This is a genomic window from Desulfosporosinus hippei DSM 8344, from assembly GCF_900100785.1.
Taxonomy (GTDB): domain Bacteria; phylum Bacillota; class Desulfitobacteriia; order Desulfitobacteriales; family Desulfitobacteriaceae; genus Desulfosporosinus; species Desulfosporosinus hippei.
On the sequence record NZ_FNCP01000007.1, the window covers coordinates 157473 to 171746 of the forward strand.

The window sequence follows — 14274 nt, forward strand, 5'->3', positions numbered from 1 at the left end:
ATCATTTGCAGTTAATGTCAAGCTTGTCCTAAATGGCTCAATTCTATACACTGCCATCTTCTCTCTCATTTCCGATTTGATTGATGACACTTCGCACCATATCTGAAGGATAACCTCTCTGAACAAGCTTGCGAGTTACTTTTTGTCGAACCCATAGTTCACGAGGGATTGTTCTTTTGGCGTTATCTTTCGCACACTTCAATTCCCACCGTTTTTCTTCTTGGGTATACCAACGTTCAGCCAGCGACATGCACTGCTCATACTCGTCATTACTCGAATAAGTTGCTTTTAAAGCCTGATCGATCAGTTCTGATTCAATCCCTCGATTTTGCATATCTTGTTGAACCCTTCGCCGGGAATAACGCTTTAGACGACTTTCCGAATACATTAACGCTAACTCCCGATCGTTGACATAGCCCCATTCAAGAATTCTCTCCAAAACAGCCTTAATCTCCGAGCTTTCATAGCCTTTCTCAAGCAGACGGGTTTCTAATTCATAATGAGTAAGAAGCCGACGTGATAATAAATCAAGGGCAGCCTCCATTGTGCTTTTGCAAGGCTTAGAACTCTTCAAACGTATCTTCCTCTTTATCAGGGGTAGCTGCTACAGGCATTAAGTTAGCTCGAATCCGTTGTTCTAGCTCAAGAGCTATTTCCGGATGTTGTTTAAGATGCTCTTTGACATTCTCCCGGCCCTGCCCCAACCGCTCTCCATTATAGGAATACCAGGCGCCTGACTTGGCGATTATCTCCATCTCTGTCCCGATATCGACGATACTTCCTTCACGAGAAATACCTTCTCCATACATAATGTCAAAATCAGCTTGTTTAAAAGGGGGGGCAACTTTATTCTTGACCACTTTTACCCGGGTCTTGTTGCCAACTACGTCCTGCCCAGATTTTATGGCTTCTTGACGACGTATATCCATCCGAATTGAGGCATAAAACTTTAGAGCGCGCCCACCGGTTGTGGTTTCCGGGCTACCAAACATTACCCCGATCTTTTCACGGATTTGGTTAATAAAAATAACACAAGTATTACTCTTGCTGATTGATCCGGTCAGCTTACGCAAGGCCTGGGACATTAGTCGAGCATGCAAGCCGACATGGTTGTCCCCCATTTCGCCCTCGATCTCGGCACGTGGCACTAAAGCAGCAACAGAGTCAACCACGATTACATCGACGGCAGCACTGCGCACTAGAGCTTCGCAGATTTCTAAGCCCTGTTCCCCAGTATCCGGCTGAGCAACAAGCAAGTCATCAATATTAACCCCTAATGCTTTGGCATATACCGGATCAAGGGCATGCTCTGCATCTATGAATGCTGCTGCTCCCCCCAATTTTTGCGCCTCGGCAATAATATGAAGGGCTACTGTAGTTTTTCCTGAAGACTCAGGTCCGTAGATTTCGATAATCCTCCCTCTAGGCACCCCTCCAACTCCTAAGGCCAGGTCTATTGCCAAAGAACCTGTCGGAATAATATCAATCATCCTATCTGTCGAGGACTCTCCGAGTTTCATAATCGAACCTTTACCGAATTGCTTTTCAATCTGAGCAAGAGCAATATCAAGTGCCTTGAGCTTATTTGTTTCGGCCATGCTTTATCCTCCTTATCCTTCTCATATGCCTTAGCATTTTGTCACTTTAGCAAAACATCTGTTCGGTTCTTATTATAGATGTCCTCCTCAATACTTGTCAATTTGTTTATGAAACTGTTAGTAAAGCCTTTTTGCTTAATTACGCAAAAAGCTAACCACAACGGTTAGCTTTTTAGGCTTATTCTATCAACATTAGTAGTTTTCACGTGCTTTAGCTGGTTCGACACTCACCTTGCGGCCTTTAATCATAGTCTGATGCATACAGCTTTGAACTCTAGAAGCATATTTATCAGGAATTTCTACAAAGGTAAATTTATCATAAATATTTATTATTCCGATACTGTTTCCAGAGATCCCGCTTTGATCTGCAATCCAGCGGATAATATCCTGGGGCCGGACTTGTTGAAGTCTTCCGATGTTTATAAAAAAGCGCACCATACCTGCAGATGCTCCCGTGTTAGCAAAGAGCTGTTCGTCTGAGTCTTTGCCTTCAACAAGTTCATCGACATTTGCTCCTTCTATGGCATATTTTAAGGCAGCAGCCGCTACATCCATAGAATCATATTCCTGGAGCAAGTCCCCAACAATTGCACGGTAGTTTCCCAGTCGATTGCTTTGCATTAACTTAATCAACTGCATCTTGATATTTTCAGCTTGACGCTCACTAATATCAGCTAAGGAAGGCAGCTCCTGCCGTTTAATCCTGGTCTTAATAAGATTTTCGATTAGGCGAAGCTGACGATATTCTTTTGGGGATATTAGGGTTATCGCTTGCCCTTTACGTCCAACTCGCCCGGTTCGTCCAATTCGATGCACATAGGATACCGGATCTTGGGGAATATCAAAGTTGATAACATGAGTCACATTATTAATATCTAAGCCCCGAGCAGCAACATCTGTAGCAATTAGCAATTCAGTCTTCCCATCCCTAAACCGCTTCATAACTCGATCCCGCTGTTGTTGGCTTAAATCTCCATGCAAAGCATCAGCAAAATATCCCCTGGCTTCGAGGGCCACTACCAGTTCATCGACTCCGCGTTTTGTACGACAAAAAATAATCCCCTGACCGATATCCTCCATGTCAATGATCCGCCCTAAGGCATCCACTTTAATACTTTCCCTAGTCTCATAGAAAACCTGATCAATCAGTGGCACGGTTAATTCATCCCGACTCACCGTAACAGAACGCGGGGAGTTCATATAAGTTTGGGCTAATTTGCGAATTCCGGGAGGCATGGTAGCCGAGAAAAGCAGGACTTGCTTACCTTCGGCCGGAACTTCCCTGAGAAGACTCTCGATGTCATCGATAAAGCCCATATCCAACATTTCATCAGCCTCATCCAGAACTACCATTTTTACGTGCTGTAAACGCAGCGTCCCACGGTTCAGATGATCCAATAACCTGCCCGGTGTTCCAACAACCACTTGATAACCCATTCGTAATGCCCGAATTTGGCGATCAATAGGCTGCCCGCCATAGATTGGCAAGGGTTTTACGTGCTTATATTTGCCAAGCTTCGCAATTTCTTCCGAAACCTGAATAGCTAGTTCTCGAGTAGGTGTTACAATCAGCGCCTGAACTGCTTGAAACTTAGCATTAACTTTTTCCGTAATAGGAATTCCAAAAGCAGCTGTTTTACCCGTACCTGTCTGAGCCTGTCCGATAAGATCTACTCCGTCTAGAGCAACCGGAATTGCTTCTTTTTGAATTGGAGAAGGCTCTTCAAAGCCCATCTCCGTAAGGGCTTGTAAAAGTGGTTTACTTAACTGTATATCTCCAAAAGTCTGTAAACGTTCAACCATCACCTAATTGTAATCTCCCTTCACTGTTCAACATATCAGGCGTACTCCATTAAGGGCAGCTTGAACGGTCAACTGACGAACAGACTCCCGTTCACCATAAAACTGAAATTTTTCAGCATGGACACCCTTAGCCGTTGCAAAACCAATGTAAACTAGTCCCACCGGTTTCTCATCACTGCCTCCATCTGGCCCTGCTATTCCCGTTGTTGAGATAGCCAGATCTGATCCTGTCTTGGAACGAATACCAAATGCCATTTCCTTGGCAACCTCTTCACTCACTGCTCCAAATGCTTTAAGGTTTTTCTCACTTACCCCTAGTAGGCCTTGTTTTAAAGAATTTGAATAACTCACTACTCCACCTAAATAAAACTTGGAGCTGCCCGGTTCCTGAGTTAAAGCGGCCCCAAGCAAGCCTCCAGTACATGATTCAGCTGTAGAAATTGTTAAATTCTTGTTATTTAGAGTTCTTCCAACAATGCTGACCATAGTTTCTTGATCTCGCCCAAATACTTTATTTCCTAAACGCCGCCGAATCTCCTCTTCCACTTGATCCAGAGCCTTATTAGCCTCACCCGCCATGATTTCAGTGCTTCTGGCAACTAAACGAATGTGCATCTCAGCTCTTTTAGCCAATAAGGCCATCGTAAGATTAGGAAGATTCATCAGGTCATAAAGTACTTTCTCAATAGCAGATTCTCCCATACCAAAAACTTTAAGGACACGTTCATTCATCCGTTCAGCATGCAGTCCAATCATTTGCTCTAATTCTGGCCAAACATAGTTATCAAACATAGGCTGCATTTCAAAAGGAGGACCAGGCAAGATAACAATGGTCTTGTTATCTTTAGTAATAAGAGCTCCCGGAGCGGTTCCTATAGGGTTTGGCAAGATCTTTGAACCTGTGGGAAAGAAGGCTTGTTTCTCATTACTAGAAGGCATTGGAGCTTTTCTGCGGCCAAAGAACTGCTTAATCTGTTCTAAACTTGCGGAATCTATCTCCATTTTCAAATCTAAGACTTTAGCAACCAGTTCCTTTGTTAAGTCATCTATTGTTGGACCCAACCCTCCAGTTGTAACGATAAGATCACTGCGCTCAATTGCTTGGCGTAAAACTTGTTCTAATCGCTCTGGATTGTCCCCTACGGTCGTATGGTAGTCTACTTCAATGCCTAATGACGACAGTTTTCCTGTTAAATAGTGAGTACTGGTATTGAGGGTTTCTCCAAGTAATAATTCAGTCCCAGTTGAGACAATTTCAGCTTTCATATAGTTTATCACTCTCCTATAAGCAACGCAAATTCATGATTCATACCTGATTAATTATTTCTGATCTAGCACGAAAATATCCTTCTTTGTCTTGTTAAAATATCAATGACATAGTAAAAGCCCTCCCAAGTAAGGTTATCCTTCAACTTGGGAGGGCTTTGCTTAGGCTACAGTCTGTAAATGAGATCTTAAGACTTCCCCGCCTAAAGTCTCTTCTTCTTCAAGAATCTTTGTAATCCTTAATAAGGTTTCAATGTTCTCCTTAAGTATTTTTGTCGTTCGTTCTTCAAGCCCAGTCAAAATATCTCTTGTCTCAGTTTGACGTTGATCTGCATTCAAGCGAGAAATATCAGCAACTCCCAAAGAAGACATACCTGCCAGCAGCATCTTTTCAACAAGGCTTAAAGCTTGCTCATAATCTCCGGCGGCACCGGTGCTCCGGGTTCCTAAAATCTGTTCTTCAGCAACTGCTCCTGCTAAGGCCACCATAATCTGCTCTTCCAACATATCCTTTGTGTAAAGATATAAATCATCTTTGGGGTAATGGCGAACGTAACCAAGAGCATTTCCTCTAGAACGAATAGAGACCTGGGAAACAGAATTTGGTCGAACCGTTTCTGCCAGGAGGGCATGGCCACTTTCATGAATCGCAATACGCCTTAATTCCTCTGGGGTTGGTTTTCGATCAAGCTTTTCGCCCAACATCACCTTTTCAACAGCCTCATGTAAATGGTGTTCATTAATCTCACTAGCTTCCTCACGCATTGCCAGGATAGCGGCTTCATTGGTTAAACTCTCTAAATGAGCGCCTGAAAAACCAAAAGTCTCATGAGCAATATTTTCTAAGCGCACTTCCGGTGCTAGTGGCTTATTCTTTGTATGAATTTTTAGTATTGCTAATCGGCCGTCTTTATCTGGCAGATCAACTTTCACTTGCCTATCAAAACGTCCTGGGCGAAGTAAGGCTGCGTCTAGGGCTTCCGGTCGATTCGTTGCCCCCATAACTAGGATGTTAGGACCTTGATCTGCTTTAAGACCATCCATTTCAATTAGGAGTTGATTAAGTGTTTGATCATATTCATGATGGGATACATTGCTGCCACGCTTGGCCCCTAAAATATCCATTTCATCAATGAAAATAATGGCACTAGACTTCTTCTCCTTGCGCACCATTTCCCTTGCTCTGCGAAACAAGCCACGTACTCTCTCAGCTCCGACACCTGCGTACATTTCCACAAACTCACTACCAGATACTGATAAGAATGCTGAATTTGTATACCTAGCAGCTGCTTTAGCTAATAATGTTTTACCTGTCCCAGTGGGACCGGACAATAATATTCCTTTCAAAGGACGAATTCCTAAGGCTTTCATTCTATCTGAATAGAGTAGAAAGTCTAATGCTTCCTGTAACTCTTTTTTAGCGACACTTTGCCCTCCGATGTCCTCAAAATCTATTCCGGTTGTCAGCACGGCTACCCCACTACCATTTTTAACCATCTGACGAGAAATGACATATTTCCAAACCAGATAGGTCGTTACAAAAAGCAAACCTATAGGAAACACGTTATAGCCCATGGTCATCAAAAAGGCAAAGACTCCTATCCCAAGGCCTAATAAGATGTCATATTTCATACCTTACCTTCTCCCTTTCTTAAATTAACCCATATCCTTTTCACTGGATAGAAACTCACCTTGCCCATTCCGTTCGATAACCTCTATCAGTTGAGCTGGGCCCTGATTAAGGATCAAATAAATGGCATCACTATCCATTTCCAGTTCTAAATTGACATCTTCATTTTCTGCTTGGGTTCTTAGATTTTGCGCCATAACCGTAAAATTTCCACTTGCGATACCTTCCTGTACAGCAAACTGCATTTGCCCAAGGACCCGCTCAAGAGTTTGATTCCTGCTGTCAATAAAGCGAATCGGCACATTTTCCGCAACTTTTTTTAATATCTGGCAGGCTTGTCGAAGGTTAGTTAACTGATTGGTCTTTACAACCATCTCTTTTAAACCATTGTGACTTTCGACTTTCGCTGAAACAACTCCGGGGATTTCCTGACTTTGACTTAAGATGGTAACATCAACCCACTGCTTCTGATAAATATATTTACCCCCCAGTAGCAATCCAAATATCAGAAATCCAACGAGGCTAATCAACAGTATTCGGCGATTTGTCATCACATTTTCCTCCATTTGATATACTACATGCTATATCGACATTATAGCACGTAGTATATACTGAGAAAAAATATTTTATAGCCAAATATGGTTATATGAGGAATTCTAAATTTTAATTAATACTCCGTTCAGAACATTAAAAATGAGTGCTCATCTTTGGAAGAGCACTCATTAATAGTTGCGAAGAATTTGAGTTAAACTTACTTACGTAATAATTTACGAGATTTCATTAGATAATCCAGGCCTGAAATAACTGTGAAAAACAGGGCTATGTACAAAAGCGGTTGACCAATATATATACCTACAAGAGAAAGTGGCCAATCGTGTAATAATATTGCAGAAATAGCAATTACTTGAGTCGTGGTTTTAATTTTACCAAGTTTACTGGCACTTATCACAACCCTGTCGACGGCAGCAATGGCTCGAAGCCCTGTAACTGCAAACTCTCTGGCCAAGATGATCCAAGCGATCCACGCCGTAACCTCTCCGAGTTGAACTAAAGATATTAGAGCAGCTGACACTAAAAGCTTGTCAGCTAAGGGATCCATGAATTTGCCCAAATTCGTAACTTGATTACGCTTACGCGCAATATAGCCATCCAAACCATCTGTCGCGGCAGCCAAGATAAAGATTACCGCCGCTACCAAGTCTTGATAAGGAAAAAGCGTATAACCTTTTGGAAATTTCAATAACAATAAGGTCATAAAAACAGGTATCAATACAATTCTGGCTAGGGTTAATCGATTGGGTAAATTCACGAGACAACCACTCCCACTAAATCGTAGTTATCCGCCTCAATGATGCGAACTTTGACCATTTCCCCTTCTTCAAATGAGACCTGTGTATTCTTGATATAGACTTGACCATCGATTTCTGGAGCATCCCCTTCTGTTCGTCCCATCCACCGGCCATCGGGCAGTTTTACCTCAATAAGCACCTTAACTATTCTATTAACCCAACGCTGAAGTCTTTGCCGAGATATGCTTTGTTGAATTTCCATAATCTGATCTCTACGCTGTTCGCGAATTTCCACGGGTACCTGATCTTCTCTCTGACCTGCCGGGGTATTTTCCTCTTGAGAGTAGGCAAAAACTCCAAGGCGATCAAATTGGACACGCTTAATGAAATCAAGCATCGTTTGAAATTCCTGCTCAGTTTCTCCGGGAAAACCAGTAATCATAGTTGTTCGCAGAGTTATGTCCGGGATTGCAGTCCGTAATTTATTAATCAGGATCTCTGCTTGCTCAATAGTTCCGCGTCGATTCATATCTCTTAATATTTTATTATCCGCATGTTGCAACGGTAAGTCAATATATTTACAAACCTTCGGTTCTTGGCTCATAATTTCAATTAATTCATCCGTGAAACGCTCTGGATAACAATACATTAATCGAATCCATTCGATTCCTTCTATACGAGCAAGCTCACGAATAAGCTCAGGAAGTCGAAGTTCATTATATAAATCCTGTCCATAACGTGTGGTATCTTGGCCCATAACCAGGATTTCCTTAACCCCTTGAGCAGCCATTTCTTTTACTTCATGGATTACGGATTCCAGGGGACGACTACGAAAACGCCCACGTACATAGGGAATAACACAATAAGTACAATAGTTATCGCAACCCTCGGCAACTTTTACATAAGCCAGATAATCCGGTGTAGAACGGATTCTAGCCATCTGTTCATTGTGGAGAAAATCCGGCGCTCCTTGCTTAATCAGAGAGGTACGTGATTTTTCAGTTGCTTGAACTAACTTTGTTATTTCATCGATATTCCCTGTTCCAAGAACACCATCTAATTCAGGAATATCCTGCATTAATTCTGAACCATATCTTTGAGCTAAACAGCCAGCTGCAATCAAGGTCTGACAATTACCAGATTTCTTAAGATTGGCCATTTCGAAAATGGCTTCAATGGATTCTTCCTTGGCAGATTGAATAAACGTACAGGTATTTACAACAATAACTTCTGCCTCTTCAGGGTTTTCGACAAATATGTGATCTTTAGCCAGTAAACCTGACATCACTTCACTGTCCACTTGATTTTTGGGACAACCTAAAGTGACAACTGTAACTTTCTTAGTCAACACTACACCTCATATCATTGGTCTGCTGTACTTAGTATAAACCAACACTTCAACAAGGTCAAAAAATATTAACAGTATTAGTATTCAGAGTATGCATTCATTCAAACATTTGTTTATAAAAATTAATCACTTGTTCAAATCCTGTCTCCCGGCTGTTGCAATATATATGACATTTTCTCCAATATTAGTTGCATGATCTGCAAACCTTTCTAGGTATCGCCCCACAAAGGCTAAGTACATGCCTTGATCTAAAACTTCTGGCCTTTCTGTCATAATTACCAGTAAATCTCTGACAACTTTCTTATACAGCTGATCAACTTGATCATCTTGATCAGCTAAACCACTCGCCAGTTCCATATCCTCGTTAGCATAGGCTTCTAAGCCTCGTCTCATCATTTCCAGAGCTTTCTCAGCCATCAGCGGAATATCTATAAGTTGCTTAATTAATGGCCCCTCGATTCTCCGGACAATCTTGGCTATATCAATGGCTAAATCCCCCATGCGTTCAAGGTCAGTGGATATTTTCATCGCCGAAATGATTTTCCGTAAATCTTTGGCAACAGGCTGCTGGGTTGCAATTAAACGCACACATTCATCATCGACTTGACGTTCGAAGTCGTTAATTTTCTGATCTTCGGCAATCCAATAATCTGCTTGTATTCGATCTAAAGAAATCAACGTCTGCATACAACCCAATAAAATACGCTCAACCTCTTTTCCCATATCTTTAAGTAACTGGATTAAAACAAATTGTCCTTCGTTAAGTGACTGTCTCATTTAACCTACATCCTCCTTTTCTAGCCGAATCGCCCAGTAATATAGTCCTCAGTTCGTTTATCTTTTGGGTTTGTAAATATTTCAGAGGTTGCTCCATGCTCAACAAGTTCTCCATTAAGAAAAAATGCTGTGGAATCTGCAATCCGTGCCGCTTGTTGCATGTTATGCGTAACTATAAGGATAGTGTAATTATCTCTTAACTGTCTAATTAATTCTTCAATGTGAGTTGTCGCTATAGGGTCTAAGGCTGACGCCGGCTCATCCATAAGCAAGACTGCAGGCTCTACTGCCAATGCCCTGGCGATACATAAGCGCTGCTGCTGACCACCCGACAAGCTAATACCAGAATAATTCAAGCGATCTTTTACTTCATCCCAGAGAGCAGCCATCCGTAAACTTCTCTCTGCAATGGCCTGTAGGTTTTGCTTGTTTCTCTGACCATTTAATCGTACCCCGGCAACTACATTTTCAAAAATACTCATTGAAGGAAACGGGTTTGGTTTTTGAAAGACCATGCCGACAGTTTTTCTTAAGGCCACGGGATCTTGGTCATAAATGCTTTCCCCATCTAAAATGATTTCTCCAATAACCTTTGTGCCGGGCAACGTCTCATGCATACGGTTTATACAACGAACAAAAGTTGACTTTCCACATCCTGACGGGCCAATAATAGCTGTCACATGATTAGCCTCAATCTCCATATTTATGCCTTTAAGAGTCTTGTTAGGGCCATACCACGCTTCAAGCTTACGAACACTCAAAGTCTGTCCCACATAGATCCCCTCCTAACTATGTCTCGAGCGAAATGCAAATCGGGCAGCCAAATTTATAATAATAATCATAAGAATTAATACTAAGGATCCGGCCCAAGCAAGTTGGTGCCACTCCTTATAGGGAGATGTAGCATATTGAAAAATTTGAACTGGCAACGAAGCAATCGGCTCATTCAGAGATCGTGCCCAATACTGATTACCTAAGGCTGTAAATAATAGAGGAGCGGTTTCCCCTGAGACACGAGCGATGGCTAACATTGCTCCAGTAATTATTCCTTTGGCGGCAGTTGGAAGCACAATTTTTAAAATGGTTTTACCTTTAGATATACCTAAAGCATATCCGGCTTCTCTAATTGAATGGGAAACAAGCTTTAGCATTTCTTCTGTGGAACGAATGATTAAGGGAATCATAATAATTGCCAAGGCCAAACCACCTGCCAAGGCCGAAAAGTTACCCATTTTTAATACTACGGCGGTATATATAACTATCCCAACAATTATTGAAGGGATACCTGTTAATACATCAGTTGCAAAACGAACCGCTGTACTGAACCAACTATGGCGATCATATTCAGTTAGATAAATTCCTGCCAGAATCCCAACAGGGATACCGATCAGACTCGCAATTAATACCATGATCAAAGTCCCTACTATAGCATTGGCCATTCCCCCACCTGACAGCCCCATGGCTTTGGGTAAGTTGGTGAAAAACTGAATATTCAATGCCCCAAGGCCATTTTTCAAGACATACCCCAAAACTCCAAATAAGGGCACCAAGGCGATAATAGTTGCTGCGACAAAGATGCTCAACATTAACCAATTTTTGTATTTTCGAATGTATTCCTTCATACCAAGTTTCCTCCCTTAGGCCCACGTGCTACAGACCAGACAAGGAGCCGAGCAAGAAAATTAAGAACTAATGTAATCCCGAACAGGATAAATCCTACTTCCACCAGAGCGCTTAAATACAAATCATAGGTAGCTTCTGTAAATTCATTGGCAATCACTGCCGCCATAGAGTAGGCAGGGGCAAATAAAGAAGGAAGAATATCCGGACGATTGCCAATTACCATAGTTACCGCCATGGTCTCTCCAAGTGCTCGTCCTAAGCCCAACATTATTCCACCCATTATTCCTGTCTTAGCGTAAGGTAAAACAGCCACCTTAATCATTTCCCATTTAGTCGCTCCGAGAGCAAGGGCAGCCTCACGCTGCATATTGGGAACGGAAGCCATAACCTCCCTAGAAATAGCAGCAATCGTCGGCAATATCATCATGGCTAGAATTAATCCACCAGCTAACATACCAAAGCCTACGGGAGTACCCTGAAATAGTGGAACAAAGCCTAACCACTTTGCCAGACCGGGCTCCACAGTTTCCCTTAACCAAGGGGCTAAGACGAAAATCCCCCACAGCCCATAGACAACACTTGGTATAGCTGCCAGCATCTCAACTAAAAAACCGATCACCGCTCGAAACTTTGATTCGGCCATTTCATTGAGAAATATTGCCACACCAAGTCCGATGGGTGCTGCTAGAAGCAAGGCCAGTAGAGAGGTCATTAATGTGCCATAGATAAAAGGGAGTGCTCCAAATTGTTCCTTTACCGGATCCCATACACGGCTGGTAATAAAGCCAAATCCAAATGTATGAATACTAGGTCGCGCAGCATCAAACATTTGCCATCCCATCCATGCCATGAGTACCAAGACACTGAAGGCCATCAGGAAGGTGACAAGTCTCAGAAATTGATCCCCTAAAGAAGTTTTAAATCTTCGCTTTTTACTCATTTTCTTAATCCTTTTGCCTTCCCTTCATTTCTGCCCCCCACCGAGATTACACAATACTAATATTACTTTAGCAAAGGCTCTCCCTCAAAAGTAATGGTTTTTAACATCCCTTCTTCACGACTTACTAAATTAGCAGGCAGCTTGGCATAATGTAACCCCTCTGAGAGCGCCTGACCATCATGTATCGCCCAATTGATGAAGTTAACCAGCGCAGTCCCTTTGGCTTTATCTGTTTGATTCTGATAGATCAAAGCCCAAGCGAATCCAGCTATCGGATAAGCCTCAGCTCCGGGAGCATTAACGATTGACACCCTCATGTCCTCAGGGATTGTTGCAGCCGCTGCTGCAGCGGAGGTAGTTTGGAGAGATGGAGCGGTCCATTTGCCCTCCTTATTTTTCATCATGGCATAGGACAAGTTGTTCTGAACTGCATAAGCCAGTTCTAAATATCCGATTGAACCAGAGGTTTGTTGAATTACCCCAGCAACTCCGGAATTACCTTTACCGCCAATTCCTGCAGGCCAATTTAAAGAAGTCCCTTTACCTACTTTTTCTCGCCATTCAGGACTGATAGTGCTTAGGTAATCCGAAAAAATATATGTGGTTCCACTCCCATCCGAGCGATGGGCAACTGTGATTTGTAAATCCGGCAGAGCTACTCCCGGATTATCGTCGACAATTCTTTTATCATTCCAATTTGTAATCTTGCCGAGAAAAATATCCGTTAGAACCCCAGGGCTAATTTTCAAATCCTTCGGAGTACTCGGAAGATTGTAGGTAACCGCTACGGCACCTAGAGTTAAAGGAATGTGCAGCAGATTTCCTCCCTTTGCTGATTTGAGCTGTTCATCTGTCATCGGACCATCAGTTGCCCCAAAATCAATGGTTTGCTCAGAAACTTGTTTTATTCCTGCACCACTACCTGTGCTTTGATAATTGATGGAAATCTTAGGGTTATTTTTACGGTACTCTTCAATTTGTTGATTTAATAAAGGGTAAACAAATGAACTCCCTGAGCCAGTGAGATTAGCAGAATCACTTTTTTCTTGTCCGGTTGGTTCTTTGTTTTCTCCTCCGCACCCAGTAAGTAAAATTGTCAAAACTACGACGGCCATCCAAACCATTAGTCTCCATTTTCTTATAGACATAATTATCCCCCCTTCAAGGTTCTAGTGCTTGATAAGTAAGTATTTTGATAAAAAATCTTATCTGTTTTAAAGTTTGCGTTAATTGGCTAGATTTAATGTATAAGTTTAGAGGAATTATCTTAAACTTGGCGAATTTACTTACATTAATCTTTAGCGAGGTGCAATCAGTGTTTGATGAAGATGAACTTTTAGAACCTACAGAAATGTGCGGTTGTGGGGATATAGGATATCTGACAGCCAGGACGATTCCAATTGATTTAGCCCACGGTGTCGGACGTGTGAATAATGTTCCTGTCTATCACTGTCGCAATACTTCATGCCCCGAATTCCGTCTCCCCTCAGTTGTTTCACGCCGGTTGGAAGTTATCGCTGAACAGATGGAAGAGGATCTGTCTACCGAATCAGTTTATACCTGGGAAACTTTACAACAGCCAATTAGCAACCCACTACCGGAATCAGGTGTAACTACCGACCACCATCCTAATAACCAGATTCCATTACAGGCATTTACTCTTCAATTCGTCAATCGTCAGTATGAGGATGCTAAAGTGGTGCAGATTGTACCTGGAGAAGCTGTTTTTTTTAAGAGTAAACTTGAAGACACTGAATACTACCTGCTTCGTTATGATGAGGATCCTCATTCAGCGGGTTTTTCTTTTTCTCTTCTGAAATTTTACTATGATGATCCAAACTTCACCTATGAAAATTACCTAGAATGGTTGGAAGATGGCCATCTTAAGGAATTAGGGAGAATAAGTCTTGATGATGTTGAGACTACTCTGATTGATGAGTTCGGGGCGGAACTCTATTAATAATGATATATTTTAATATCAACAAGGCCCCTAAGCTAAT

Annotated in this window: 14 protein-coding genes; 1 reads left to right on the forward strand and 13 read right to left on the reverse strand. The window is 42.1% G+C overall.

The features are described 5' to 3' along the window. Positions 1–43: 43 nt before the first annotated feature. From BLS16_RS08370 to pstS, 13 genes are all read right to left on the reverse strand, one after another. The gene (locus BLS16_RS08370) at positions 44–574 is read right to left on the reverse strand and encodes a regulatory protein RecX (protein WP_092332204.1); all 531 of its coding nucleotides are present in this window, start codon (positions 572–574) and stop codon (positions 44–46) included. Then, positions 561–1598, reverse strand: a complete 1038-nt coding sequence (gene recA / locus BLS16_RS08375; RefSeq protein ID WP_092332206.1) for a recombinase RecA — start codon at positions 1596–1598, stop codon at positions 561–563. Before recA ends, BLS16_RS08370 begins: the two co-directional genes overlap by 14 nt. A 192-nt stretch (positions 1599–1790) precedes the next feature. Continuing rightward, a complete protein-coding gene (locus BLS16_RS08380; protein WP_092332209.1) occupies positions 1791–3404 on the reverse strand; it encodes a DEAD/DEAH box helicase in 1614 nt (537 codons plus the stop codon). A gap of 24 nt (positions 3405–3428) precedes the next feature. Further along, positions 3429–4667, reverse strand: a complete 1239-nt coding sequence (locus BLS16_RS08385) for a competence/damage-inducible protein A (RefSeq protein ID WP_092332211.1) — start codon at positions 4665–4667, stop codon at positions 3429–3431. A gap of 162 nt (positions 4668–4829) precedes the next feature. After that, entirely contained in the window at positions 4830–6299 is a 1470-nt protein-coding gene (locus BLS16_RS08390; RefSeq protein WP_092332213.1) for an AAA family ATPase, read from the reverse strand. Between the two features lie 24 nt (positions 6300–6323). Continuing rightward, on the reverse strand, positions 6324–6848 hold the full coding sequence (locus BLS16_RS08395) for a hypothetical protein (RefSeq protein WP_092332216.1): 525 nt from the start codon (positions 6846–6848) through the stop codon (positions 6324–6326). A 200-nt stretch (positions 6849–7048) separates the two neighbouring features. Next, positions 7049–7606, reverse strand: coding sequence for a CDP-diacylglycerol--glycerol-3-phosphate 3-phosphatidyltransferase (pgsA, locus tag BLS16_RS08400; protein ID WP_014903570.1), 558 nt, complete (start codon positions 7604–7606; stop codon positions 7049–7051). Further along, complete coding sequence (gene rimO / locus BLS16_RS08405; protein ID WP_092332218.1) at positions 7603–8934, reverse strand: 30S ribosomal protein S12 methylthiotransferase RimO; 1332 nt, start codon at positions 8932–8934, stop codon at positions 7603–7605. The genes pgsA and rimO overlap by 4 nt, the downstream gene beginning before the upstream one ends. Positions 8935–9060: 126 nt before the next feature. After that, a complete protein-coding gene (phoU, locus tag BLS16_RS08410) occupies positions 9061–9711 on the reverse strand; it encodes a phosphate signaling complex protein PhoU (protein ID WP_092332221.1) in 651 nt (216 codons plus the stop codon). A gap of 20 nt (positions 9712–9731) precedes the next feature. Next, on the reverse strand, positions 9732–10484 hold the full coding sequence (gene pstB, locus BLS16_RS08415) for a phosphate ABC transporter ATP-binding protein PstB (RefSeq protein ID WP_014903573.1): 753 nt from the start codon (positions 10482–10484) through the stop codon (positions 9732–9734). A gap of 12 nt (positions 10485–10496) precedes the next feature. Beyond that, positions 10497–11333, reverse strand: a complete 837-nt coding sequence (gene pstA / locus BLS16_RS08420; protein WP_092332224.1) for a phosphate ABC transporter permease PstA — start codon at positions 11331–11333, stop codon at positions 10497–10499. After that, positions 11330–12274 (reverse strand): phosphate ABC transporter permease subunit PstC, encoded by a 945-nt coding sequence (gene pstC, locus BLS16_RS08425; RefSeq protein WP_092332226.1) that lies wholly within the window; start codon positions 12272–12274, stop codon positions 11330–11332. The genes pstA and pstC overlap by 4 nt, the downstream gene beginning before the upstream one ends. A gap of 62 nt (positions 12275–12336) precedes the next feature. Then, positions 12337–13422, reverse strand: coding sequence for a phosphate ABC transporter substrate-binding protein PstS (pstS, locus tag BLS16_RS08430; RefSeq protein WP_092332229.1), 1086 nt, complete (start codon positions 13420–13422; stop codon positions 12337–12339). 167 nt (positions 13423–13589) lie between these two features. Between pstS and BLS16_RS08435 the strand changes: the two genes are divergently transcribed. Further along, positions 13590–14234: a hypothetical protein gene (locus BLS16_RS08435; protein ID WP_092332256.1), complete on the forward strand. Its 645-nt coding sequence runs from the start codon at positions 13590–13592 to the stop codon at positions 14232–14234. Positions 14235–14274: the final 40 nt, after the last annotated feature.